Origin of the sequence: Vibrio sp. E14 (assembly GCF_020515785.1) — a bacterium.
Classification (GTDB): Bacteria; Pseudomonadota; Gammaproteobacteria; order Enterobacterales; family Vibrionaceae; genus Vibrio; species Vibrio diabolicus.
Genome location: NZ_JAHPJI010000006.1, coordinates 80,665 through 105,128 on the forward strand (window position 1 = coordinate 80,665; position 24,464 = coordinate 105,128).

22 protein-coding genes are annotated in these 24,464 nt (G+C 45.0%); 11 read left to right on the forward strand and 11 right to left on the reverse strand.

All coding sequences use genetic code 11. The features are described from left to right. Positions 1 to 52: 52 nt before the first annotated feature. The gene (locus LIX84_RS16720) at positions 53 to 1,267 is read right to left on the reverse strand and encodes a putative manganese transporter (protein ID WP_226421786.1); all 1,215 of its coding nucleotides are present in this window, start codon (positions 1,265 to 1,267) and stop codon (positions 53 to 55) included. A gap of 186 nt (positions 1,268 to 1,453) precedes the next feature. Between LIX84_RS16720 and LIX84_RS16725 the strand changes: the two genes are divergently transcribed. Together LIX84_RS16725 and LIX84_RS16730 are read left to right on the forward strand one after the other, a co-directional pair. Further along, positions 1,454 to 2,359 (forward strand): manganese-dependent inorganic pyrophosphatase, encoded by a 906-nt coding sequence (locus tag LIX84_RS16725; protein ID WP_226421787.1) that lies wholly within the window; start codon positions 1,454 to 1,456, stop codon positions 2,357 to 2,359. Between the two features lie 68 nt (positions 2,360 to 2,427). Then, positions 2,428 to 2,817, forward strand: a complete 390-nt coding sequence (locus LIX84_RS16730; protein WP_005378129.1) for a DUF2750 domain-containing protein — start codon at positions 2,428 to 2,430, stop codon at positions 2,815 to 2,817. Positions 2,818 to 2,899: 82 nt separating this feature from the next. Here LIX84_RS16730 and LIX84_RS16735 read toward each other — a convergent pair whose 3' ends face one another. The 6 genes from LIX84_RS16735 to pspF form a co-directional block, all read right to left on the reverse strand. Beyond that, the gene (locus LIX84_RS16735; RefSeq protein ID WP_006742848.1) at positions 2,900 to 3,691 is read right to left on the reverse strand and encodes a peptide ABC transporter ATP-binding protein; all 792 of its coding nucleotides are present in this window, start codon (positions 3,689 to 3,691) and stop codon (positions 2,900 to 2,902) included. Beyond that, a complete protein-coding gene (locus tag LIX84_RS16740; RefSeq protein ID WP_005378126.1) occupies positions 3,688 to 4,683 on the reverse strand; it encodes a peptide ABC transporter ATP-binding protein in 996 nt (331 codons plus the stop codon). The genes LIX84_RS16735 and LIX84_RS16740 overlap by 4 nt, the downstream gene beginning before the upstream one ends. Next, positions 4,683 to 5,570, reverse strand: coding sequence for an ABC transporter permease subunit (locus LIX84_RS16745; protein WP_005378123.1), 888 nt, complete (start codon positions 5,568 to 5,570; stop codon positions 4,683 to 4,685). Before LIX84_RS16745 ends, LIX84_RS16740 begins: the two co-directional genes overlap by 1 nt. Beyond that, a complete protein-coding gene (locus LIX84_RS16750; protein ID WP_046874787.1) occupies positions 5,557 to 6,519 on the reverse strand; it encodes an ABC transporter permease in 963 nt (320 codons plus the stop codon). Before LIX84_RS16750 ends, LIX84_RS16745 begins: the two co-directional genes overlap by 14 nt. Further along, the gene (gene sapA / locus LIX84_RS16755) at positions 6,519 to 8,138 is read right to left on the reverse strand and encodes an ABC transporter substrate-binding protein SapA (RefSeq protein WP_226421788.1); all 1,620 of its coding nucleotides are present in this window, start codon (positions 8,136 to 8,138) and stop codon (positions 6,519 to 6,521) included. The genes LIX84_RS16750 and sapA overlap by 1 nt, the downstream gene beginning before the upstream one ends. A 205-nt stretch (positions 8,139 to 8,343) precedes the next feature. After that, complete coding sequence (gene pspF / locus LIX84_RS16760) at positions 8,344 to 9,354, reverse strand: phage shock protein operon transcriptional activator (RefSeq protein ID WP_226421789.1); 1,011 nt, start codon at positions 9,352 to 9,354, stop codon at positions 8,344 to 8,346. Between the two features lie 232 nt (positions 9,355 to 9,586). Between pspF and pspA the strand changes: the two genes are divergently transcribed. From pspA to LIX84_RS16795, 7 genes are all read left to right on the forward strand, one after another. Then, positions 9,587 to 10,258: a phage shock protein PspA gene (gene pspA / locus LIX84_RS16765; protein WP_005393294.1), complete on the forward strand. Its 672-nt coding sequence runs from the start codon at positions 9,587 to 9,589 to the stop codon at positions 10,256 to 10,258. A gap of 14 nt (positions 10,259 to 10,272) precedes the next feature. Beyond that, positions 10,273 to 10,506, forward strand: coding sequence for an envelope stress response membrane protein PspB (gene pspB, locus LIX84_RS16770; protein WP_054867313.1), 234 nt, complete (start codon positions 10,273 to 10,275; stop codon positions 10,504 to 10,506). Further along, the gene (pspC, locus tag LIX84_RS16775) at positions 10,499 to 10,888 is read left to right on the forward strand and encodes an envelope stress response membrane protein PspC (RefSeq protein WP_012841944.1); all 390 of its coding nucleotides are present in this window, start codon (positions 10,499 to 10,501) and stop codon (positions 10,886 to 10,888) included. The genes pspB and pspC overlap by 8 nt, the downstream gene beginning before the upstream one ends. A 162-nt stretch (positions 10,889 to 11,050) precedes the next feature. Next, positions 11,051 to 12,082, forward strand: a complete 1,032-nt coding sequence (locus tag LIX84_RS16780) for an efflux RND transporter periplasmic adaptor subunit (RefSeq protein ID WP_065645345.1) — start codon at positions 11,051 to 11,053, stop codon at positions 12,080 to 12,082. A 1-nt stretch (position 12,083) separates the two neighbouring features. Beyond that, complete coding sequence (locus LIX84_RS16785) at positions 12,084 to 13,181, forward strand: efflux RND transporter periplasmic adaptor subunit (RefSeq protein ID WP_226421790.1); 1,098 nt, start codon at positions 12,084 to 12,086, stop codon at positions 13,179 to 13,181. Further along, positions 13,178 to 16,288 (forward strand): efflux RND transporter permease subunit VmeI, encoded by a 3,111-nt coding sequence (gene vmeI / locus LIX84_RS16790; protein ID WP_226421791.1) that lies wholly within the window; start codon positions 13,178 to 13,180, stop codon positions 16,286 to 16,288. The genes LIX84_RS16785 and vmeI overlap by 4 nt, the downstream gene beginning before the upstream one ends. Before the next feature lie 72 nt (positions 16,289 to 16,360). Further along, positions 16,361 to 16,927, forward strand: a complete 567-nt coding sequence (locus LIX84_RS16795; protein ID WP_046874794.1) for a DNA-3-methyladenine glycosylase I — start codon at positions 16,361 to 16,363, stop codon at positions 16,925 to 16,927. 25 nt (positions 16,928 to 16,952) lie between these two features. On the opposite strand, the gene LIX84_RS16800 is transcribed toward LIX84_RS16795, so the two are convergent. The 4 genes from LIX84_RS16800 to cls form a co-directional block, all read right to left on the reverse strand. Continuing rightward, on the reverse strand, positions 16,953 to 17,813 hold the full coding sequence (locus tag LIX84_RS16800) for a lipase secretion chaperone (RefSeq protein ID WP_226421792.1): 861 nt from the start codon (positions 17,811 to 17,813) through the stop codon (positions 16,953 to 16,955). Between the two features lie 12 nt (positions 17,814 to 17,825). Beyond that, a complete protein-coding gene (locus LIX84_RS16805; RefSeq protein ID WP_025998621.1) occupies positions 17,826 to 18,755 on the reverse strand; it encodes an esterase/lipase family protein in 930 nt (309 codons plus the stop codon). Between the two features lie 221 nt (positions 18,756 to 18,976). Further along, entirely contained in the window at positions 18,977 to 20,185 is a 1,209-nt protein-coding gene (locus tag LIX84_RS16810) for a cystathionine beta-lyase (protein ID WP_046874796.1), read from the reverse strand. 241 nt (positions 20,186 to 20,426) lie between these two features. Next, positions 20,427 to 21,881 (reverse strand): cardiolipin synthase, encoded by a 1,455-nt coding sequence (gene cls / locus LIX84_RS16815; RefSeq protein ID WP_005393277.1) that lies wholly within the window; start codon positions 21,879 to 21,881, stop codon positions 20,427 to 20,429. Between the two features lie 430 nt (positions 21,882 to 22,311). Here cls and LIX84_RS16820 point away from each other — a divergent pair, with 430 nt between their 5' ends. Further along, the gene (locus tag LIX84_RS16820) at positions 22,312 to 23,682 is read left to right on the forward strand and encodes a sodium-dependent transporter (protein WP_230417936.1); all 1,371 of its coding nucleotides are present in this window, start codon (positions 22,312 to 22,314) and stop codon (positions 23,680 to 23,682) included. Between the two features lie 81 nt (positions 23,683 to 23,763). Next, positions 23,764 to 24,456: a TIGR01621 family pseudouridine synthase gene (locus tag LIX84_RS16825; protein ID WP_226421794.1), complete on the forward strand. Its 693-nt coding sequence runs from the start codon at positions 23,764 to 23,766 to the stop codon at positions 24,454 to 24,456. The last annotated feature ends 8 nt before the right edge of the window (positions 24,457 to 24,464 follow it).

Sequence of the window (24,464 nt, forward strand, 5' to 3'; positions counted from 1 at the left end):
AAACAAGAAAGGGGCCTACTGTGGCTCCTTTCTTATTTTGACGTCCTGAGCGTTAGAACTCGAATAAAAAGTAATACCCGTATCCAACGATAAAAGCAGGAATGGACGAATAAATAGTCGCGACCAAAGCGGCTTTCGGTGCCATAGCAATGGCGGGGAATAGGGCGTCACCATCATTGGAAATCGCATTTGCCAGCTGCGCCGAAAGTGGCGCTGCACCAGAGATGTACAGGCTAGTGACTAAAATTTGCGGACCACAACCAGGTAGCATACCAATGGCTAAGCCAGCTAATGGCATCCATATCCCCCAATGAGAAAAGGTTTCTACGAGATTGATTCCAGAAAAATAGGTCGTCAGTTCAAACGCCAGAAACGCAACGATCACCCAAGCACTGACGAAGTTTGTGTCTTGAGCCGCTTTTTGAATTGGGTGTGAGTCCACAATTTTTTCATCTTCAGAGACCGTTGACTGATAATCGCCGAGCTCTTTTGTCATCGCCCACAACGACATTGTGATCACCGCGAAGATAGCGCCCAGCCATTCAATGGTATTGGCCTGCAAAGACAACAGCTGATTAATATCGATTTGGAAAGACATTAACACAGCAACGACGCTGGCAGGCACAATAAGCCATTTCCAAAATGCGCCTTGTAGATTGATTGCACGTTGTTCAAGAGGCGTGTGTCGGTCTGTCTGGTGTTGGCAACAAGCATGTGTCTGAGGTGCTTCTTTTGGCTCTGGGCGCAGAAAGTTATCATCATGAAAAGCATTAACGACCAGCCCTGAAAGAGTACCCACGATTATGCCTAATCCAACCACGCCTAATCCAACACTTGGTTTGGCGGCAAGAAGTAAAAAGGCAGCGTCACCCATTGTTGAAGTAAGTACCGCGACAATCGCACCAAATCCCACTCGGCCACTAATAAATTGCGTTGTCACAACAATAGCGCCACCACAGCCAGGCAATGCGCCCAATAAAGAAGCAAAGAAAACCTGATGATTACGCGAGCGATGGTATAGCTCAGTAATTCGATTGGTTTTCGACATAAAGTTTGAAAGATAATGATAAATTGCCAAGGTGGCGGCAACATAGCATGACACCGCCCAGAATGAGTCGGATAGCGTCTGTACGGCAACGTCACGTGTATTTTCATTGCCTAGCAAAATGAGCATGACGATAGGGATCAGCAATCGCTTATAAGCTAAACGAAACTGAGTAGGCTGAAACAACTGTTGTGCAGAGTGTAAAAATTGGGTCGCGTTCATCGTTTACTCAAATGCAAATAGGAATAATTATCATTATATGTAAATGAGATTTATTCGCAATAGCATTGTGAACTTTTCTTCGTGTCAAACTCTCTGAAATCAGGTAAAGTATCGGCCTTTGTGAGCAAACACGCCCTAATTAACTGTATTAGGCGGCGTATAAAATTGACTTGAATAGGAAGAAACATGATTCTAGTTGTAGGTCATAAGAACCCAGACAGTGACAGTATTTGTAGTGCACTCGTTGCAACTGAACTTCTAAAAGCGCGTGGCGTTGAAGCTATGCCAATTCGCCAAGGCGAAATCAACCGTGAAACTCAGCACATCCTAGAAGTTGCTGGCGCTGAAGTTCCTGAGCTTCGCATATCAGTTGCGGGTGAGACCGTTTGGCTAGTAGATTACTCAGATCTAGCACAAGCACCAGACGATATCGCAGAAGCTGAAATTGCGGGTATTGTTGACCACCACCGCCTAGGTGACGTGATGACAGTAAACCCAATGGAAGCATGGATCTGGCCTGTTGGTTGTACCAACACTGTTCTATTCAACATGTTCAAGATTGAAGGTCACGCGATTACTCCACAAATCGCTAAGCTAATGATGTCAGCAATTCTATCTGACACAGTAGGCTTCGCTTCTCCAACTTGTACACAAAAAGACAAAGATGCCGTTGCTGAGCTAGCGGTAATCGCAGACGTACAAGATGTTGACGCATTCACTAAAGATCTTCTAATTGCTAAGACAAACATCGAAGGTCTATCTGCTGCTGAGCTTGTTGAGAAAGACCTTAAAGGTTACCCATTCAACGGTCGTGACGTAGTAGTAGGTCAGGTTGAGCTTGCAACACTAGAGCAAGTTGACGGTATGATCGAAGCACTAGAAGCGGATCTAGAAGCGCGTTGCGAAAAAGATAACCTTGCATTTGCTGCTGTAATGCTAACAGACATCACGACTGCTCAAACTCGTCTTCTATACAAAGGTGAGTGGGCTGAGAAGCTTGTTAAGCACGAAAAAGACGGAATGCTAATGATGGAAAACACGCTAAGCCGTAAGAAGCAAGGTTGGCCTTGGCTTCAAACTGAGCTAGCTTAATTTTCTAGCATATACTTTAAATGCCCGCCTAGCTGCGGGCATTTTTCTATGGGAAATAGGAGACGAATATGTCTGAGCAACTGACCCAAGAGCAGATGGATACCATCAATCGTTACAACGAAGAGCAACGTTTAAAGTACTGCGTAAAAGAGATTGTGGCGAATCGTAAAGTTTGGATTCTGAAAGATGAACATGGCTGTGTCATGTTAAATACAGAAGATGATGATTGTGTACCAGTATGGCCAAACGAAGAGTTTGCTTTGCAATGGGCGAATGGTGATTGGGAAGATTGCGAGCCAGAAGCGATCTCTCTAAACAAGTGGCACAGTCGTTGGACCTCTGGTCTAGAGGATGACGAGCTATCGATTGTTGTATTCCCAAATCAAAATGAAGAAGGGGTCGTATTGTTTCCTGACGAGTTTGATTTTGAACTGCGCAAACAAGCGAGCCGCCGTTAGTTTTTTGATTAGTACCCATACAATAAAGAAGCCTGCTTTAACGCAGGCTTCTTTACATTTGAACGATGAGATCTTTGATAGGCTATTTTGTTTGGTGGCTTGGCGCCTTATAGAAGTGGCTTTCGACTAGGCGTTGAGTGATCGGATGTTCTGGGCTAGTGAGTACCTGGTTAGTTTCGCCAAACTCGACCACTTCACCTTCATGCATCACCATCACTTTGTCAGTGATGTGCTTAACAATGCCAATGTGTTGAGATACATACACAAACGACAATCCCATCTCTTCTTGTAACTCGAGGAATAAGTTAATGATCTGTGAGCGCATTGCCATATCCAAACCGTTTAACGCCTCGTCAGCGACAATGATGGAAGGTTGAAGAATAAGCGCACGAGCTAAACACACACGCTGTTTTTGGCCTGCCGCTAGCATTTGTGGGTAAAAATAGGCGTGTTCAGGCAACAATCCGACGCGGAGTAGGGTGTTCTTCACACGCTGCATGCGTGCATCTGGCGGCATGTTGGTGTTTCGCTTTAATGGACCTTCCAAAATACGGCCAATCTGGATACGCGGGTTGAGCGATGTGTTTGGATCTTGGAAAATCATGCGAATGAGCTTACAGCGTGTCGCGTAATCTTTGTGCTCCAACCGTTCGCCATTCACACGGATCTCTCCGGAGCTTGGCTCTACAACGCCTGCAAGCATACGGGCAAGAGTGGATTTTCCTGAACCGTTTTGGCCAATAAAACCGATAGTTTGCCCCGGCTCTAACGTAAAGCTCACCGGTTTGACAGCCTCATTAACCTGACGTTTGAATAGTCGGGAGCGCGTAACAAACTGCTTCGATAAATTATCGACTTCAAGTAACGCACTCATGACTTTTTCTCCGTGTTCAATGGAAAGTGGCAGTTAAATTTATGATTCTTAATTCGTCTGGTGTGTGGAATTTCAACACATTGTTTCTGCGCATACGGACAACGTGGACCGAGTCGACAACCGATTGGCAGATGCTGCAATGGCGGAATCGAGCCCGGTAGGGATTGGAGTTTTTGCTTGTGTGGTACCCAATCATTAAAGTCTGGCATCGCTTTAAGCAAGGCATCTGTATACGGGTGCTTGGGCGCTGCAATGATTTTACTGGTATCGGCAGACTCTACCGACTGACCACAATACATTACCGTAATGCGGCCCGCCCATTGTGTGATGGTTGCTAAGTCGTGACCGATAAGCAGAATGGTCGTGTTATTGAGCTGGTTCATACGGCTCAATAAACGCAATATTTGCGACTGGGTAATCGGGTCCAAGTCGTTCGTTGGTTCATCTGCGATTAGCAACTTTGGTTTGGTCGCTATCGCCATGGCAATCATGACTTTTTGGCACTCACCATCAGTCAGTTCATAAGGGTAGCTACCCATTAAACGCTTGTGATCTTTAATACCCACTTTATGCAAAAGCGCGATGGCCTGTTTTTTACGCCATTTAAATCGCTCCCACCATTTCCCTTCAAACGCGCGAGATGGGATGGACTCGATCAATTGACGTCCCACTTCTTCTGAAGGATCAAGACAGGTTGATGGCTCTTGGAAGATCATCGCAATATCACGGGCAATGACACGTCGACGCTCTTTTGGCGTAAGCTGAAGCAAGTCAATATTGCCAAGGCGCATACGGTCCGCGGTAATGCGCCAGTTATCTTTACTTACCCCAACAATCGCTTTTGCAACCAAGCTTTTCCCTGAACCAGACTCACCTACAAGACCACGAATTTCGCCTTCATTCAAAGTTAGGCTCATTCGGTCCACGGCTTTGACCAACCCTTGAGGGGTTTCAATCTCAATAGTCAAATGTCGAATATCTAACAACGGCATTATTCGATCCCCGCATTAAGCGCTTGACGTACACCTTCACCTACTAAGTTTAGGGTAATAACGGTAAACATGATGGTTAGGCCGGGTAGGGTTACGGTCCAAGGTGCAATATAAATCAACTCGACAGAGTCACCTAATATTGCTCCCCACTCAGTACTTGGTGCTTGTGCGCCTAAGCCAAGAAAACCCAGCGCAGTAATATCTAAAATCGCAGCAGAGAGCGCGAGCGTGATTTCAGCAGCAATAACCGTCAATATGTTGGGAAGAATTGAACTCCACAACAAGTAGAAATCGTTCGCGCCATCAAGACGTGCTGCCATGATGTAGTCTTTTTCAACTTCGGTGTGGACTGCGATATAAACAGAACGAATAAAACGCGGAATCAATGCCAAGCAGATCGCGAGTAAAATGTTGAACCCACCAAAACCTAGAAATGCCACAAAAATGATTGCTAATAAGAGCGACGGGATCGACATGACGGTATCGAGCAAGTGATTGAGAGTACTTGAGAGTAAGCCTTTCGTCATACCTGCTAATACGCCAATCAAACAACCTACGACCGCGGCAATCGCAGTGATGGCAACGGCTGCACCAAATGTAAGTTGAGAGCCCATGATCAAGCGTGACAGAATGTCTCGGCCTAAGTCATCGGTTCCCAAAAAGTAATCAACCGTTCCAGCTGGGGCCCATGATGGCGGCACAAGCAATTCGCCTGACTGTGCTTGGGCATCAAACGGCGCAAGCAGTGGCGCAAAAATGGTAATTAGGACGATAAATACCAAGCACCATAGGCCAAACATGGCTAGCCCGTTGGCGCGGTAACTTCGCCAAAATCGCTCAAACTGAGTTGGAATGCGTTCTTCCTGATAAACGTTATTTGTTAGCATACCATTCCTTTCGAACTAGAGGGTTAATCATCGCGCCAATCAAATCAGAGAGAATATTAGCGGTGAGAACCAAAGTCGCAAGTACCATCACGCCAGCTTGGATAGATGCATAATCTTGGTTTGCCAATGCATCTAACAACCAACGACCAATACCTGGCCAGTTAAAAATAGATTCAGTGATGATAGCCAAGGTAATCATACTGGAAAGCTGAACACCGACTTTGGGGATGATAGGCGGTATCGCATTACGTAGCACATGTTGAGTAACGATCTCGCGGTTAGAGAGACCTTTGATTCTCGCTGCACGAATGTAGTTTTGGCTCATCACTTCCGCCACCGAAGAACGCATTAGTCCGACAACCTGCGTGGTTGGAGCCAAAGCGAGCACTAAACATGGCAGCACCATATGCTCAATGACGCTTTGCAGTGCGTGAGCGCGGTATTCACCTTTCGCCATGAATGCATCGATAATGGCAAATCCGGTTACATGATCAATTTCGTAAAGCAGGTCATACCGTCCTGCCACGGGAAAGAGTTGGTATTCCAATGAAAAAACCATGATAAGTAACAAAGCCACCCAAAAAATTGGAGCGGAATAACCAGACATCGACATGAATGAAATGCTGGTGTCGAGCCATTTACCTTGCTTCATCCCAGCAACGGTTCCAAGCGGAATACCGATCAAAAGGGACACCAAAAAGGCAAAAAAGCACAGTTCCAAAGTGGCAGGGAATACGACGGCGAGCTCGTCATAAATCGCGTTGCCGTTTTTACTTATGCCAAAATCAAGCTGAGAAAGGTTGATTAAGTAAGTTTGCCAACCAGACCAAAAATCAACGTTTGCCCAGTGCGAGAGAGGGTCAAGGCGCAGCAGAGAAAAGCCCACTAATGTGAGGATCATCAAAGTGATGAAAAATAGGTTAAAGCGTCGAACGGTATACCAAAACATCAGTGAATTCTCTCAACTCTATCAAACGGTTGGGCATTGAAAGGGCTTGATTTGAAGCCTGTCAGTGATTTGTCGTGAACACGGAATTGCACACCATGTGCCAGAGGAATTACCGGGAATTCTTGATTTAAAATGTTCTGCGCTTGGCGATATAAGTTCAGACGGTAACGCGGTTCTTGGGTTTCCAATGCCAAATCGAGCAAGAAATCGAAATCATCGTTACACCACATCGATACGTTGAGGCCAACGCGATCAGACTCACAAGATAATAACGGGCGGAAAAAGTTGTCAGGGTCCCCGGTATCACCAATCCAACCAGTTAAAAGTAAATCGATGTCGTTGATGTTCTCTAAATCCACACGTTCGAATCTATCATCGGTTAGCAACGTTAACTCAACCCCAATATCGGCAAAATTCGCTTGGATTAGCTCCGCGGTCTTGCGAGGACTTGGGTTAAAGGCGCGTGGTTCAAGTGGTACCCACATGGTCAGCTCTAGACCGTCTTCATAGCCAGCATCACGGAGTAGTGCTAATGCGTAGTTACGGTCATAACGAATTTTTACGCTGTCCTTTTGATAGGCCCATGAATTAGGCGGTAGCAATGTATAAGCTTGCGAGCCAGTTCCGTAGTAAACCGAATCTAAAATGTTCTGACGGTTAATCGCTAAGTTAAGTGCTTGGCGGACGCGAACATCACTAAGTGCGGTCGTTTCAGTGTTGATCGCAATAAAGGATACGTTGTTGGCTGGCGTAGCAGTTAACTCAAGATTGTCATTTTCTTGAATAACGGGTATTTGGCTTGAAATAGGCGAAGAGAGCACATCACACTCGTTTCTTAAAAGTTTCGCCAAGGTACCAGTGCCTCGATGAGAGATATCGAACACCACTTGTTCCATTTTCGCGGGTGACTTCCAGTAGTTAGAGTGACGTTCCAAACGAATCAAGTCGTTCACTTGGTATTCTTTTAGCTGATATGGGCCGGTACCGATAGGAAGTTGGTCGATTTCTTCTTTATGATCTTTTGCTGCCAGTTGCTGTCCGTACTCTGCAGACAATATGACAGCATGGCTGGTGGCAATATTTGCCAAGAAGGAAAAATTTGGCTGAGATAAGGTAAACCTTACCGTATGCTCGTCAATCGCAGTCACGTCTTGCAACAGGTTTTGAAAATCTAACCCTGCAAACCATGGATAAAAACCACCACCAACTTGGTGAAAAGGATGGTCTACATCAATGATTCGCTTGAAGCTAAATACCACATCTTTGGCATTCAATGGTCGAGTGGGAGTGAACCAGGACGTAGTTTGGAATTGAACATTACGTTTAAGCTTAAACGTGTATTCCGTTCCTGACTCATTCACAGACCAACTCTCAGCGATATTTGCTACTGGCTGATGTGATTTAGGATCGAGCGTGAGCAGCGTATCGTACAACTGCGGGCTCAGTGCCTCTGCGGTAATACCGCTATCAATAAGCTGAGGGTTAAACGTGGTTGGCTTACCTTGTCCGCAAAACACAAAGCCAGCTTTGCGAATGTCATTGTGGTCAATTTCATCACCACAAGCGGTCAGTAGGCTAATCCCAATAAGGCTCAGCGATAATCTTATAAAAGCATTCATAATATGAAATGTTCATTGGATCTTGCTTGTTTCATTTGATCTTACTCTTTCAGAGCTAACAAGCGAAAATGATCTCGCTAATTTATCACCTTTGTGAACTCGCTCCAAACATAAAATCCATACACTGTAAGGTGTTATGCTTGAAAGACATACAAATTAGAGCGCTGTCTCTCGCTCGCTAACCGATCAAGCACCTTCGACTAAGCTAGCTTTGCCCGACTAAACCATATTTTCTAACCATCCCTCGTAATTGGTGGTAGCTCAAACCAAGTAGATCGGCTGCTTGTCGTTGATTAAACTTGGCCTCTTCCAATGCGCGATTGAGTAAGTGGATGTCTTGCTCTTCTTGCCACTGTTTATAGTCTAGAGGGAATTGAACTGCGCTGCTTGGTACTTCCTCCTCTTGCTGCTGTTCGGCTTGCTCGGCATGATGGCCAAGCGTGTTATTCCAAACTGTTTCAAAAGGATTGAAAATCAGTTCATCAATTGGATCGGCATTGAGACCATGTTGGTAAATAGCACGTTCAATCACGTTTTTTAGTTCACGGACATTACCTGGCCATTCATATTCAAGAAGCGAATGCTGTGCTTTTGAGGTAAAACCGACAAAATATTCGAGCTGAAGTTCACGGCACATCTTCATCGCGTAGTGCTCTGCTAAAGACAGGATGTCTTCCTTTCGTTCACGAAGAGGAGGCAGCATGATGACATCAAACGCTAAACGATCGAGTAAGTCGGCACGGAAATCGCCTTGTTCCGCCAATTTTGGTAAGTCCGCATTGGTTGCACAAACAAGTCGAACATCCGCATTGAGAGCGGTATGACCGCCAACTCGTTCATATTCACCATATTCGATGACACGCAACAGCTTTTCTTGAACTAAAAGTGGTGCGGTGGCCAATTCGTCAAGAAACAAAGTGCCGCCTTCGGCGCGTTCGAAACGTCCTTTATGCTTGCCCTTAGAACCTGTAAAAGAGCCGGATTCATGACCAAATAGCTCTGAATCTATTAGTCCTTCGCTTAAGGTCGCACAGTTGAGTGATAGTAGTGGCTTATCCCAACGTCTTGATAAATAATGCAAACGCTGAGCGATGAGCTCTTTACCCGTTCCTCGTTCACCGATAATGAGGACTGGACGCTCAATAGGCGCAAGTTGTGATACTTTATCTAGTACTGCGAGAAAAGCAGGTGATTCACCAATCAGGTTTTGCTTCATAAAGTCCTTCTTATTTAACAGCCGAGCCATGATTTACATATGGAGTTGGTGAATTTCACCAACAGTTGGTGAAAAACATCATAGCATAATAGTGCATAACGACAACAAAATGCATAAGTTGCTGATTTTAAATGTAATATTAAGTTGGCATGCTACTTGTAATGTATTCAGGGAGACACAAGGTCAATCACCACCTTGTCGAGTTTTAATAGGAAAAAAGAGGAGTTCCGTTATGGGTATTTTTTCTCGATTTGCAGATATCGTTAACTCAAACATCAGTGCATTGCTGGACAAGGCGGAAGATCCTGAAAAAATGATCCGTCTTATCATTCAAGAAATGGAAGACACACTTGTTGAAGTGCGTACTAACTCGGCTAAAGCGATTGCAGACAAAAAAGAGTTGGCTCGTAAAGTTGAAACGTTAGAAGAGCAAATTGGCGAATGGAGCCAAAAAGCGAGCCTAGCGTTGGTAAAACAGCGTGAAGATTTGGCTCGTGCAGCGTTAATTGAAAAGCAAAAGCTTGAGCAAGTGATAAAAGGTCTTCACACTGAGCAGACGTTAGTAGAAGAAACGATCGACAAGCTTACAGGCGAGATCGGTAAGTTAGAAAGCAAAATTGCAGAAACGCGTGCAAAACAGCAAGCACTAGCAATTCGTAACCAAACCGCCTCTAACCGTCGTGATGTGCAAAAACACCTGCACACTAGCCGTACTAATGAAGCGATGGCGAAGTTTGAGCAGTACTCACGTAAAGTGGATGAAATGGAAGCAGAAGCAGATTTGTACGCACAAACTGGTAATGCAAAATCGCTAGAGCAAGAGTTTGCAGAGCTTCAAGCTCAAGACGAAATCGAAAAAGAGTTGGCAAAACTGAAAGAACAGATGTCATCGAAAGATAAATAACAAAGGAGCCATTTATGTCGACATTTTTTATAGCAGGACCAGTGATTGTCTTTTTAATCTTTGTCGCTCCACTATGGCTCTTCTTACACTATCGCAGCAAACGCAAAACAGATAGTGCACTGTCGAGCCAAGATTTAGAGCGCCTTCAGGTACTATCTGAAAAAGCGGAAGCGATGCAGTCCCGAGTTGATACATTGGAGCGCATCTTGGATGCTGAGTCACCAACATGGAGACGCAAGTATGACTAATCGAGAGCTGTATCGTGACCCAGTAAATGGCAAAATCTCCGGTGTTTGCGCCGGAATTGCCAACTACTTTGGTGCAGAGGTTTGGTTGATTCGTATTGTAGTGATTTCTGCAGCGCTGTTGGGCGGTACGTTTTTGGTGTTGTTAGCATACGTCGCGATGGCGTTTATGTTAGAAAAGCAACCAGTGACGTATTCTGAAAATATCCGAGCGCAACAAGAGCACACACTTAAAAGTAAGCCTTGGCAGAAAGGACAAAGTCCGGACCAATTGCTCAGTGTGTTGGAACGCGATTTTGACCGTCTTGATGGCAAAATCCGTAACATGGAAGCGTATGTTACGTCTGATACATATAGGGTGAATCGGGAGTTCAGTAAGCTCTAAACACTCCGCATCCAAAGAAGATTTAAACGAAGCAGGTGCAAAGCCTGCTTTTTTGTCACAAATTACTAATTTTAAAGCACTATTAATCTTTTCAACTCTGGAAGTTCGCCCAGAATTCATCTACTTTAAAAATAATCCCTTAATTTTTTATGGATGAATGTAATGAGAAGATTGCTCATTCCTGTCGCCATCTCGGCTGTGTTGTCGGGGTGTGGTAAAGAACTTCCCCCTGTTCCAGAACCTGAATCCCGCCCCGCGAAGCTATTTACAGTATCTGTTGGCAATGCCCAATTTGAACGACACTTTCCTGCCACGACGGAAGCTGGTGATAAAGCGGTACTGACGTTTCGAGTTCCTGGACTTCTTCAAACGATTGAGGTGAATGAAGGTCAAGTCGTCAGCAAAGGCGATGTATTGGCTTCATTAAACCCTGATGAATATTCTCTGCTTGAACAGCAAGCTCGGGCAAATTTCGCGCTCGCAGACGTGCAGTACAAGCGATACCAAAAGTTACGTAAAGACCAAGTGGTGTCCGAACAAGACTTTGATGAGGCAAAAGCGAATCACAACTCAGCCAAAGCTCAGTGGAATCAAGCAAAGGCAAATTTAAGGTATACCAAACTTGTCGCGCCATATGATGGTACGATTTCGTATATTCCAGCAGAAAACCATGAGTATGTTGCCGCAAAAGAAGGCGTGATGAATATCCAATCCAACCAACTGCTTAAGGTGATATTCCAAATCCCTGACTATCTGCTAAACCGTTACACGCAGGGGAGCGATGTCTCTGCCAGAATGGTCTTTGACGCTTTCCCCGAGCAGTCATTTGACTTGACCTTTCAAGAAATCGATACAGAAGCCGATCCTAAAACCGGTAGTTACAAAGTCACTATGGTTATGGAGCGACCATCAGAAATAGGCCTTTTACCGGGCATGTCTGGCAATGCTTACCTCCTATCTAAAAATGCTGGTGCAACAAAAATTCCTAATTCCGCGCTGCTAGAAGAGAACGGCAAAACATACGTTTGGCGTGTTGATGAGCAAGGCATTGTGTCCAAAGCCGCTATTGAGATGAATGATAAAAACCAAGTGTTAGCTGGGCTTAACGATGGCGATCAAATCATTATCTCTGGTGTTAGTGTAATTGAACCCGGAATTAAGGTAAGAGCCTGGATTAAGGAAAGAGGGTTGTAATATGAAAGGAATCATCTCTCTAGCGGCATTATTTTCAACGTTTCTTCTTGTTGGTTGTGGCGATAAGGCACCAGAAAAAGCTCTTGAGACACCGCGTGTAAGAGTTACCTCATTAGCGGGAAATAAGGTGGATGACAACTTATATTTCCCTGCGGTTGCGAATGCAGCGGATCGCTCTCATTTGAGTTTCCGAGTGACAGGAGAAGTCAGCCGCATCATGGTAAAAGAGGGCGATAAAGTCACGAAGGGTGATGTTATCGCAACGTTGGACCCTACGGACTATGAGTTGGATGTAGATAATGCGAGTGCGCGTTTTTCTGTTGTTGACAGTCAGTATCGCCGTTCACGTCCTTTGGTTGATAAAGGTCTATTAGCTAAGTCTCAGTTTGATGAAATTGCAGCACAACGACAAATCGCTCTGGCTGAGCTTAAGTTAGCGAAACTCCGTTTATCATTTACTGCCTTAAAGGCGCCTGTGGATGGGATCATTTCGCGAGTTAATATCGAGCAATTCGAAAATGTCCAAGTCGGACAGCATATCGTCAATATTCATAGTTTGGAGCGAGTTGAGGTGCTGATTCAACTTCCAGACCGGCTCTATGTTAACCAACCGCCAACGGAAGAAAGACTTACCGCGATAAAGGCCTTGGTGCGCGTGCCTAGTGGTAACGAGTACAACGCGACCGTGAAAGAATTTACGACTGAGCCAGACCCAACAACAGGTACGTTTACCGTCACGTTATCGCTTCCTATGCCGGAAGATGAATACATCCTAGATGGGATGGCAGTTGAGGTGACCTCCAAAGATAAGAACGTTGGCTTGGATCTCAATTTAGGAATTAATGTTCCTATTGAAGCCATTTTCAATGCGGACGGTGACGAGCTGGGGCGGGAAAACAAATTTGTTTGGGTACTGAATGATGACAACACGGTATCGCGCAGACAGGTGCGAGCAGGTAAAGCATCTAAAACGTCCATTCAAATCCTTGATGGTCTCATGCTCAAAGACAAAGTTGTGATTGCCGGTGTTTCTCGGTTAAGGGATGGCATGAAAGTGGAAGTGATACAGGAAATGGCTACGCAGGAGGCCGGTCTATGAGCGATCTTAATAAATCAGCGCCTCAAAGTGATGATGATGTGACCGGTATTGCTGCGTACTTCATCCGAAATCGTGTCATCAGTTGGATGGTCGCACTGATCTTTTTGATTGGTGGTATCGCTGCATTCTTTGGGTTAGGGCGTCTTGAAGACCCTGCTTTTACCATCAAAGATGCAATGGTGGTGACCTCTTATCCTGGTGCGACGCCGCAACAAGTCGAAGAAGAAGTGACTTATCCGATCGAAAAAGCGATTCAGCAGCTTACTTATGTTGATGAAGTGAATTCGATTTCCAGCCGAGGATTATCGCAAATCACGGTCACGATGAAGAACAATTATGGCCCTGATGATCTGCCACAAATCTGGGATGAGTTACGCCGTAAAGTGAATGACCTTAAAGGGACGTTGCCTCCGGGTGTGAATGAACCTCAAGTGATCGATGATTTTGGTGATGTTTACGGGATTTTGTTAGCGGTGACTGGCGACGGTTATAGCTATAAGGAGCTACTGGATTACGTCGATTACTTACGCCGAGAGCTCGAACTGGTTAATGGCGTGAGTAAAGTTTCGGTATCCGGGCAACAGCAAGAGCAAGTTTTCATCGAAGTATCGATGAAAAAGCTGAGCAGTATAGGACTTTCTCCCGATACGGTCTTTAATCTCCTCTCGACGCAAAACGTGGTTTCTGACGCAGGGGCGATCAGAATTGGTGATGAGTACATCAGAATTCAGCCGACTGGCGAATTCCAGAGTGTGGATGAGCTAGGCGATTTGTTGATTACTGAGTCGGGTGCTCAGGGGCTCATCTTCTTGAAAGATGTGGCGGAAATAAAACGTGGCTATGTAGAAGTCCCGAATAATATTATTAATTTTAACGGCAGCCTCGCACTAAACGTGGGGGTTTCTTTTGCTGAAGGCGTCAACGTCGTTGAAGTCGGAAAAGCGTTTGATCATCGCCTTGCAGAGCTAAAGTACCAACAACCTGTTGGTATCGAAATCTCGGAAATTTACAGTCAGCCTAAAGAAGTGGATAAATCGGTTAGCGGTTTTGTTGTCAGCTTAGCTCAAGCTGTCGGTATCGTCATTATCGTACTTCTGTTCTTTATGGGGCTACGTTCAGGTCTGCTTATCGGTTTAATTTTACTGCTGACGGTGTTGGGTACGTTCATTTTCATGAAGTATCTCGCGATAGATTTGCAGCGGATTTCATTAGGTGCTTTGGTTATCGCGTTAGGTATGCTGGTGGACAATGCAATCGTCGTGGTTGAGGGGATTTTGATTGGTACCCAAAAAGGGCGAACTCGACTCCAAGCGGCGACTGATATCGTTACCCAAACCAAGTGGCCATTACTTGGGGCAACTGTGATTGCGGTAACTGCATTTGCGCCCATTGGACTGTCTGAAGACTCGACGGGTGAATACTGTGGCACTTTGTTTACGGTTCTGCTGATCTCATTGATGTTGAGTTGGTTTACCGCTATCTCGTTGACACCATTCTTTGCTGACATCTTCTTTAAAGGCCAGAAGATTAAACAAGGTGAAGGGGAAGAAAATGATCCATATAACGGGGTTATTTTCGTTATTTATAAAAAGTTTCTTCAGTTTTGTATGCGTCGTGCTTGGTTTACCGTTGTGGTGCTGATTGCGGGATTAGCGGCAAGTGTTTACGGGTTCACCTTTGTGAAGCAAGCGTTTTTCCCATCTTCGACAACGCCGATTTTTCAGTTAGATGTATGGATGCCAGAAGGAACTGATATTCGAGCAACCAACACAACGCTTAAAGAGTTAGAAAGTTGGTTAGCTAAGCAAGAGCATGTTGACCATATCACGACGACCGCGGGTAAAGGCTTACAGCGCTTCATGTTAACGTACGCGCCCGAGAAAAGTTATGCGGCTTATGGTGAGATAACCACTCGTATGGAAAATTACGAAGCGTTGAAACCATTAATGGCGAAGTTTCGAAAGTATTTAAAAGCCAACTACCCAGAAATCAATTACAAGCTCAAACAGATTGAGTTAGGTCCAGGTGGTGGTGCAAAAATTGAAGCGCGCATTATTGGCTCTGATCCAACCGTCCTTCGTACGATAGCCGCTCAGGTCAAGGACATCATGTACGCCGATCCTCAGGCAACAAATATCAGGCATGATTGGCGTGAACGAACCCAAGTTCTTGAGCCTCAGTTTAATGAGAGTCAGGCACGTCGCTATGGCATTACAAAATCAGATGTCGATGACTTCTTGTCCATGTCATTCTCTGGAATGACGATAGGCCTTTACCGAGACGGCACGACGCTCATGCCTATCGTGGCTCGCTTACCTGAAGATGAACGCATCGATATTCGTAACATTGAAGGCATGAAAATATGGAGTCCAGCACAGAGTGAGTTTATCCCACTTCAACAAGTCACAATGGGTTACGACATGCGTTGGGAGGATCCTATCATCGTACGTAAGAACCGTAAGCGTATGCTCACTGTGATGGCAGACCCTGATATTCTTGGTGAAGAAACCGCATCGACGTTGCAAAAACGTTTACAGCCCCAAATCGAAGCGATTCAAATGCCTCCTGGCTATTCACTAGAGTGGGGTGGTGAGTACGAATCTTCAGGTGATGCTCAAGAGTCGCTGTTTACTACCATGCCAATGGGGTACTTGTTCATGTTCTTGATCACTGTATTCCTATTTAACTCTATCAAAGAGCCACTCATTGTTTGGCTTACCGTGCCGCTGGCGTTAATTGGTGTCACCACCGGTTTGTTGGCACTCAACACGCCGTTTGGTTTTATGGCATTGCTCGGCTTCTTAAGCTTATCGGGAATGGTGCTCAAAAATGGCATCGTATTACTGGACCAAATTGAAATAGAAATGAAGTCCGGTAAAGAGGCTTATGATGCGGTCGTTGATGCAGCGGTAAGTCGCGTCCGTCCCGTTTGTATGGCAGCTATCACGACGATCCTTGGTATGATCCCACTGTTGCCAGATATTTTCTTCAAACCAATGGCGGTTACGATTATGTTTGGTTTGGGTTTTGCGACAGTCCTGACACTGATTGTCGTGCCAGTGTTGTATCGTTTGTTCCATAAAGTGGCAGTACCGAAACAGGCTTAGTGCTACTGATATAATGATGAAAAACATCGCGCCTCTAGCTCATCAGTTAGAGGCGCTTTTTAAGGAAGAATAATGACAGAACAAAAAACGTGTGCGTGGGCGATGAATCACCCATTAGAGCGCGAATATCATGATTCCGAATGGGGCGTACCAGTATATGACGACCAAGTCCTGTTTGAATTTATTACTTTGGAAGGTGCGCAAGCTGGACTTAGTTGGATCACCATTCTTAAAAAGCGCGAAGGTTACAGAGAAGCGTTCGAGAATTACGATCTAGATGCGTTGGAACAAAGAAATGAAGAACACGCTGAATACATCGTGGAAAACTTCGATGTTGTGAGACATCGCGGAAAGATTAACTCGGTATTCAGTAATGCCAAAGCGGCCAAAGCGTTAATTGCTGAATACGGGAGTTTATCAGACGCGTTGTGGCAGTTCGTGGACGGCGAACCAATCGTCAATCAATGGCAACATATGAGTGACGTACCAGCTTCGACAGAGCAATCCAAAGCCATGAGTAAATTCCTAAAAAAGAAAGGCTTCAAGTTTGTCGGTGAAACCATCTGTTATGCTTTCATGCAAGCCGTCGGCATGGTGGATGACCATATCGTTGGATGTCCTAAAAAGCAGAATAAGTAACGTTTGGCTTATTAAGTTTATGTTGTTAGTTCTGGCTATCATGAATACGTTCCAAAGCTTCGATTCGACGCCATTGAGTGGCATCGAAGCTTTGTTTTCTTAAAGCAATGATTTCTGCCTGTTTTTCGTCTTGCCCTAGAAAATCTCTATTAAGAATATCTTGACGCTGTTTTAAGTAAGTGGTGAGTTGAGTCTCAAATGATGCTCTTTGCTCATCAAGCTTTTGCAGTCTCTGCGCTCCGGCATCTCCCACCAGTGCAACACGGGCGATGTACTTGTCTTGTGAATCAAGCTGAGAAGCTCGCTCGAGTTGCTCCGCTAATGCGTTATTGCGTTCACTCTCTCGGATGTAATCTGGTTGTTCTGATAACGCTTGATTGAGAAGGTGTGTCTGACTCTCGATATCCGATGCCTGTTTTTTAATCGTCAGCTTTTCCAATGCAAGTTGGCGAAGTCGGTTTTCTTCGTCAAACAATTGAGCTATCTGGGCCTCGTTAAAGTATTGAAGCTGTAAATTCAGTATCGCTTCATTCAACATGGTTAACTGTTCAATTGTTAGTTGGTTATGCTCAAAAGGCTCTAATGCAGAGAGCGCTTGCTTGTAGGAAACGTAGGTCTGGAAGAGTTTGGCATCAATATTCAGTGTTTGTTTTGCTAAAGTGTCATCATTGACTTCCGCTTTGATCGTATCGAGCTCTTCTTCGCCCAGCCGGCTAAGAGAATATTCGAAGAAGTCTTTTGGGGAAGAGACATCGGCGGCTATGTCTTGCTGAGATTGCGAATGGCTAGAGGTTATCTCTTGTTGTTTGTCGCTTTGCAATAGAGAAAGCGCTCCCATGCCAAATATTGAGAGCAGGATAAAAGTGGTGAGAGCGACTTTCTTCATTGTGATGACCTCTTATAAACCTTGAAGTTTGAGACGATTTGCATGTTGGCGATAAAGCGTGACTGGATCGGTTTCAAAAAGATGATGAATACCGAGTAGACCGTTAATTTCATCCAAATGGTTCATTTGATAATCATCACGTATGACTTTGCCTAAATGTGTGCTGCACGCACCAACTAAGCCATCATTTGGCCCATCAAAGGCTAAGCCAAGTACCATCATGGCAGCGTCAGTCGGATCGAAAACGTTTGTAAAAGTGGATGATCCGGTCCATGAGTAGTAATAAACGCCATTTGAAGCTAGCAAGTCGCCATTACCACATTCGCTAGTAGGCACTCCCTCTGGGTAGTGCTGGTTAAACGCCAATGATCCTTCCGTGGTCAAGGCTGCTAATGAGGCCAAAGGGTCTTGGTCGAGATCAGAACCGCCTGATAGAAGATTAATAAGAGTGGTTAAGCCTTGCGCCAGTTTTACCGCGAGCTGCTCGCTACCAGAGCCCTCAGATACGGTGCCACGAACTAAATCTGCCACTTTAGACCCTTTATTAACGCCACCGATACTCGTAACTGATGCGACTAGGTCAGGACGGACAGAGGCGACGTAGCGCGTTGTTGGACCACCATGACTGTGACCGATGAGATTGACTTTCTCTGCGCCTGTTGCAGCAAGTAAGGTTTCTACTTGAGCAAGCAGTTGCTCCCCTCTAACTTCGCTGCTGTTGGTCGCGGATACCTGCGCTACATAAACTTTAGCGCCGTCTTTCGTTAAGGAATGTGGTATTCCGAAAAAGTAATCTACGCCTGCGAGGGTATCAAAACCAAATAATCCATGAACCAGAACAATCGGATACTTGGTTTGGGTATAACCCGTTGCGGCGTGTACGGAGGTTATTGGGACGGTAATTAAGGTAAAAAGCATTAGCGCTATGAATTTGAGTTTCAAAACTATCTCCTTGTGGTATGACCTCTTATGAATGATAAAAAGTAGGAGAGAAACTCTAAATTTGGAAAGCCTATTTGTGGCACATTATTTCATTCTGTGACTGCTCAATTGAAAAACAACACAAATGATTAACATTAACGAATAGGTGATGGGAATGTTAGGTAATTCTAATTAAGTCAGCAAGTTATGAAGACGCCCCGCGAAGCAGGGCGATTCAATTACTATTTTAGAGAGACTTCTTTTTCTAAAATTAACGCGTTATAGCGTGCAAAACCAGCCTCTAGATCGGCGATCAAGTCATCCACGTCTTCTAAGCCAATATGAATTCGAACTAAAGTGCCCTCAAAGTGTGGGTGCGCTACGGTTCTCAAGCTGTTAAAGCTCTTTGGTTCGTTAGCTAGAATGAGGCTTTCATACCCGCCCCAAGAATAACCCATACTGAAGTGTTTCATACCATCAAGCAGAGCCGTCGTCGCTTTTGGATAAGACGTTTTGAGAACAAATGAAAATAAGCCGTTTCCGCCAGTGAAATCGCGTTTGAAAAACTCATGCCCAGGGCATGATTCCAAAGCTGGATGGCGGACATGATCAACTTCCGGACGAGAAGTCAGCCACTTGGCGACTTTCAAGCTACTTTCTGCGTGTTGTCTTAGGCGAACATCCAGCGTGCGAATACCACGAAGGCCTAGGTATGCGTCGTCAGGAGAAACGCATTGGCCCATCAAGTAGCTTTGTTCACGCAGTTGGGGCCAGTATTTTTCGGAAGCTACCGCTGTACCTAACATTACATCAGAGTGACCAACTATGTATTTGGTGGCGGCTTGAATGGAAATATCGACACCATGTTCAAATGGTGAGAAGTTCACGCCAGCTCCCCATGTGTTATCAAGCATCACAATAATATCGTGCTCGTGAGCAATGCGCGCCAATGTTGGTACGTCCTGCACCTCCATTGTGACTGACCCCGGAGATTCTAGGAAAAGGACTTTGGTATTTGGTTGAATCAAATCACGAATACCTTCTCCAATCATTGGATCATAATAGGTAGTTTCGATGCCCATTTTCTTCATGATGGTATTACAAAAATCACGAGTTGGTTCGTAACAAGTGTCCACCATCAGAATGTGATCGCCAGTTTCGACGAAAGAGAGAATCGCATTTGAAATTGCTGCCGTGCCACAAGGGTAGAGAGCACAACCTGATCCACCTTCAATCTCAACCATTGCATCTTGAAAAGCGAAGTGCGTGTTGGTGCCACGGCGACCATAAAATAATGTTTTATTGGTGCGGTTCATGGTGGCTTGGTTCTTCTCTGCAACCGTGTTGAATACCACGGTTGAAGCGCGTTGAACGGGTGGGTTTACAACACCGTTTGTCCACTTTTTATCGCGGCCAGCGGTAATGAGCTTGGTTTTTTTGCCCTCTGACATAAAAGTTCCCTGTCTTAAATATTACGATTTTGATTATTTAAAACATGGACGACATAACGTTTGCAAGGGAAAAGTCAACTATCACCCAATAATAGCCGAGATTATCGAGTGAAGGCGTCAAAGCTGAAAGGTTGAGTTGTAGGCTTAGAGTGTATCGCTAAGGTGAAAAACGTAAGTAGAACAAACCTCCGGCAAGATGTTTGAAGCGCTGGAGGTTTTTTTAGTCGGTGTATTTGAGGTATTAGAGGAGTGGATTGAAGAGATAGAATACTCGCTCTAAGAATCGAGAAAATAGACTTCTTTTCTCCCATTCTTCCAATACAACAGTGTGAGATTGCTTAATATAGCTATCTTGTAACCAAGACATTTGCTTCGTGAACTCTTCGTCGTCAACGGCGAGGGTAACTTCGAAGTTCAGCCACAAGCTGCGCATATCCATGTTTACGGTGCCAACTAAACAGAATTGGTCGTCAATTACGACGGATTTCGTATGCAGCAAACCACCGTAAAACTCATAGATTTTGACTCCTGCACACAAAAGCTCACTATAAAAAGCGCGTGACGCCCATTGCACCATCATTGAGTCATTTTTATGTGGAATAATGAGTTCAACATCAATGCCTCGTTGTGCTGTCATCTTTAACGTTTCAAGTAAGTCTGCATTGGGCACGAAATATGGCGTTGTAATTCGTACCGAGCGATTGGCTTGGTTGATTGCCAATGTTAATACTTGATAGATCAGATATTCCGGCATACCAGGGCCAGAAGGCACAACCTGAATAGGGTGTTGGAATTCACTCTCATCGATCTTGCATTCAGGTAGTCTCGGTAAATGACGTTCGCCAGTTTCGACTTCCCAATCCCAACAGTGGATAGCACTCAATACGTTTACCGTTGGTCCCGTAATGCGAACCATGATGTCCACCCAATGCCCGACGCCACTGTTTTGTTTGAAGTAAGCCGGGTCAACCAAGTTCATTGAACCTGTATAAGCAATTTCATCATCAATTACGATGATCTTGCGATGTTGGCGAAGATCAAGACGACGTAAGAAAATACGCCACATCTTCACTTCTAGCGCTTGAATAACTTCAATTCCAGCATCCTGCATCATTCGATACCAAGGACTTCTGAAAAAACGTGGACTACCTGCTGAATCGAGCAATAGTTTGACATCTACGCCGCGTTTAGCCGCTTGGATAAGTGCAGAAGCGACAGAGTCAGCCAAACCACCTGGATGCCAAATGTAGAATACCATTCGAATACTGCTCTGCGCGTTTTCGATGTCTTCAATAATGGAATGCAAAATCTCATTAGGTGACTGTTGCAGCGACAATGTATTACCGCTCAATGCGGGAAGACCAAGGCGGTTGTTACAAAGTTCATCAATTCGGTAGATGTGCCTTCCCATCGTTTCTGGGTTGTGCGCGTTACAGTCGTTCAACTGACTGAACCACTTCTCGAATGGTGTAAACATCTCTTTTGCGCGTTCGGCCCGTTTTCTGCCTAAGTTCAGTTCACCGAAGAGGAAATAACACGCGACACCCAGAACGGGAAGGATATAAATGATCATTAGCCAAGCTAAAGACACGCTCACTGCACGGCGCTTTAAAACGACACGAATGGTCACACCTGCGACCAGTAACCAATATAGCCCGATGCCAGCTAAAGTAAGAAAGTGATAAAACTTGTCCATATACGCTCAGAGTAATATGCCCTTCTAGGATATTAAGCATAAAAGTGGGTTGGGGGAATAGATTTCCCATTTAGACGTGGGATTGACCTTATATGAGGAACGAATTTCATAACAGCTGATTCTGTTATTTTAATGTGAAAAATAAGGTCATTCTTTAACTTTTGAACAAAAAAGCAGCATTTAACCTGCGTAACTCGACACTTGTGCGATAAATGTACTTTTTTGGGGTTCCAATTTTAAAGGGGAGCTGCTTTACTTTCTAGACATAGTGCGTCGAACGCTTATTTTATAAGTGTACAATAATTTTTACATAAACTTTTTAGACGCCTATCTCTATGCATACACAACAAACTAATTTTGGAGAAAAAGCGTGGCTACAACTAATACAGCAGCACCACGTGATACGTGGGGGTCTAAACTAGGCTTCGTAATGGCAGCAGCGGGTTCCGCTGTCGGTTTAGGCAATATATGGAAATTCCCTTACACAGCAGGTGAGAGTGGCGGCGGTGCATTCGTTGCTATCTATCTTATCTTTGTAATTTTTATCGGCTTTAGCGTGATGCTGACAGAGTTCGCTATTGGTCGTAAGACAGGTCTTTCTGCCGTAGGTGCATTCAAAACAACTGACCGACGCTGGACGTTCACTGGCGTCATGGGAGTCTTTAGTGGTCTTTTGATCATGGGTTTCTACCCAGTGGTTGGTGGTTGGGCATTGGCCTACATCTTTAAAGTGGGCGGTGGTCTACTCAGCGCGCCAGAAGCAATTGGCGACAGCTTTGGCGGTTTCATCTCAGATCCGGTTCAACCTTTAATGTGGATGGGTGTTTACCTGTTCCTTAACGTCATGATTGTGATGAAAGGGATTTCGGGTGGTATTGAGAAAGCCGGTAAGGTTCTGATGCCGCTTCTGTTCTTAATCCTAATCGTTGTTTCTGTTAAAGGCTTGATGCTGCCAGGTGCAATGGCTGGCCTTGAGTTCTTATTCATGCCGGACTTTTCTAAAGTCGATAGCAATGTGGTTCTTGCTGCACTAGGGCAGGCGTTCTTCTCACTTAGCTTAGGTATGGGCTGTATGATGACGTACGGTTCTTACCTGAAGAAGAAAGAGAACCTAGTTCAAACAACCGGTATGGTTACTGCGATGGATACAGGTGTAGCGATTCTTGCTGGTGTTGCTATGTTCCCAGCTATGTTTGCCTTTGGCATGGAGCCTGCGGCAGGCCCTGGTCTTGTATTCGTTGTCGTTCCTCAACTATTTGCTGAAATGGGCGGTGTGATTGGGTTGCTATTCGCGTTGCTATTTTTCATCGGCTTGACGGTGGCGGCATTAACTTCTTCAGTCTCACTATTGGAAGTTGTCGTGTCTTACCTAATCGATGAGAAAGGCATGAAGCGCTCTAACGCTGTTCTGTCTGCAAGTGCAGTTATGGCTGCATTATGTATTTTTGCGTCACTATCGTTAGGTGGAATGGGACCAACGCTGTTCGGTACCGGTGCCTTTGATATCTTCGACTTGCTAACGGACAAAATCTTCTTAGCGGTTGGTGGTATGTTGGTTTGTATCTTTGCAGGATGGCGCCTAAGCCGTGCTGAGCTAGAAAAAGAGATCACTAATGACGGCGAAGTATCCTTCCCGCTATTTGGATTGTGGTACAACCTAGTTAAATACTTGATTCCTGTTGCGATCGCTATTGTTGCCTTCATGGGGATTAAGTCTGGCTTTGACAGTGGCAAAGGTGAAATCATGCTGCTGGGTATCGCAATCATTGGTCTTGCTGGTATTTTCTCTAGAAAGCTCTAGCTCAGGCCTTGGGGCAAGCCTCGATAGCTTTGTCCGATAACTTATGTATACTGCTGGCTCCAAACGTGGAGCCAGTTTTTTATGTTCGATATTCTACATACCCATCCCGATTTTCTGATCATCAATAAGCATCCCAACGTCTCTGTTCATAAAGACGATGGCGACACAATGCTGCTGCAAGAAGTGGCTAAGCAGAGTGGTGATGAGCAGCTTTATCTTATCCATCGCTTGGATAAAATGACATCGGGTATTCTGCTCCTCGGACGCAACGCCAAAGCGGCCAGTGCGTTATCGCAAGCCTTCGCTGACCGCCAAGTGGAAAAGTTCTATCTGGCGATTGGCTCTAAAAAGCCGAAAAAGAAACAAGGTTTGGTCGTTGGTGATATGGAGCGTTCGCGCCGTTCATCATGGAAGCTGGTCAACAGCAAAAATAACCCAGCCGTTACCCAGTTTTTCTCTCTTGCGGCAGAGCCCGGAGAGCGCCTATTTTTATGTAAGCCACACACTGGTAAAACGCATCAAATCCGCGTGGCATTAAAATCGGTTGGCTCAGGTATTGTTGGTGACCCGATTTACAATGCAGGCAATGAGGCTGATCGCGGTTATCTGCATGCATTTTCACTTTGCTTCCAATACCGAGATGAGCAATATCGCTTTGTTTGCGACCCACGAGAACACAAAATGCTTGGTAACAAATGGCACAGTGAAATCGTCTCTCAGGGTTTGGATACTTGGCTTTCCCCTTGGGGACTGAACTGGCCTACGATCAAATAATCGTCACA

Bases quoted from the DNA above. Each gene is read 5' to 3' on its own strand.
- LIX84_RS16720 (WP_226421786.1), bottom strand. From the start codon at position 1,267: ATGAACGCGACCCAATTTTTACACTCTGCACAACAGTTGTTTCAGCCT.
- LIX84_RS16725 (WP_226421787.1), top strand. From the start codon at position 1,454: ATGATTCTAGTTGTAGGTCATAAGAACCCAGACAGTGACAGTATTTGT.
- LIX84_RS16730 (WP_005378129.1), top strand. From the start codon at position 2,428: ATGTCTGAGCAACTGACCCAAGAGCAGATGGATACCATCAATCGTTAC.
- LIX84_RS16735 (WP_006742848.1), bottom strand. From the start codon at position 3,691: ATGAGTGCGTTACTTGAAGTCGATAATTTATCGAAGCAGTTTGTTACG.
- LIX84_RS16740 (WP_005378126.1), bottom strand. From the start codon at position 4,683: ATGCCGTTGTTAGATATTCGACATTTGACTATTGAGATTGAAACCCCT.
- LIX84_RS16745 (WP_005378123.1), bottom strand. From the start codon at position 5,570: ATGCTAACAAATAACGTTTATCAGGAAGAACGCATTCCAACTCAGTTT.
- LIX84_RS16750 (WP_046874787.1), bottom strand. From the start codon at position 6,519: ATGTTTTGGTATACCGTTCGACGCTTTAACCTATTTTTCATCACTTTG.
- sapA (WP_226421788.1), bottom strand. From the start codon at position 8,138: ATGAATGCTTTTATAAGATTATCGCTGAGCCTTATTGGGATTAGCCTA.
- pspF (WP_226421789.1), bottom strand. From the start codon at position 9,354: ATGAAGCAAAACCTGATTGGTGAATCACCTGCTTTTCTCGCAGTACTA.
- pspA (WP_005393294.1), top strand. From the start codon at position 9,587: ATGGGTATTTTTTCTCGATTTGCAGATATCGTTAACTCAAACATCAGT.
- pspB (WP_054867313.1), top strand. From the start codon at position 10,273: ATGTCGACATTTTTTATAGCAGGACCAGTGATTGTCTTTTTAATCTTT.
- pspC (WP_012841944.1), top strand. From the start codon at position 10,499: ATGACTAATCGAGAGCTGTATCGTGACCCAGTAAATGGCAAAATCTCC.
- LIX84_RS16780 (WP_065645345.1), top strand. From the start codon at position 11,051: ATGAGAAGATTGCTCATTCCTGTCGCCATCTCGGCTGTGTTGTCGGGG.
- LIX84_RS16785 (WP_226421790.1), top strand. From the start codon at position 12,084: ATGAAAGGAATCATCTCTCTAGCGGCATTATTTTCAACGTTTCTTCTT.
- vmeI (WP_226421791.1), top strand. From the start codon at position 13,178: ATGAGCGATCTTAATAAATCAGCGCCTCAAAGTGATGATGATGTGACC.
- LIX84_RS16795 (WP_046874794.1), top strand. From the start codon at position 16,361: ATGACAGAACAAAAAACGTGTGCGTGGGCGATGAATCACCCATTAGAG.
- LIX84_RS16800 (WP_226421792.1), bottom strand. From the start codon at position 17,813: ATGAAGAAAGTCGCTCTCACCACTTTTATCCTGCTCTCAATATTTGGC.
- LIX84_RS16810 (WP_046874796.1), bottom strand. From the start codon at position 20,185: ATGTCAGAGGGCAAAAAAACCAAGCTCATTACCGCTGGCCGCGATAAA.
- cls (WP_005393277.1), bottom strand. From the start codon at position 21,881: ATGGACAAGTTTTATCACTTTCTTACTTTAGCTGGCATCGGGCTATAT.
- LIX84_RS16820 (WP_230417936.1), top strand. From the start codon at position 22,312: ATGGCAGCAGCGGGTTCCGCTGTCGGTTTAGGCAATATATGGAAATTC.
- LIX84_RS16825 (WP_226421794.1), top strand. From the start codon at position 23,764: ATGTTCGATATTCTACATACCCATCCCGATTTTCTGATCATCAATAAG.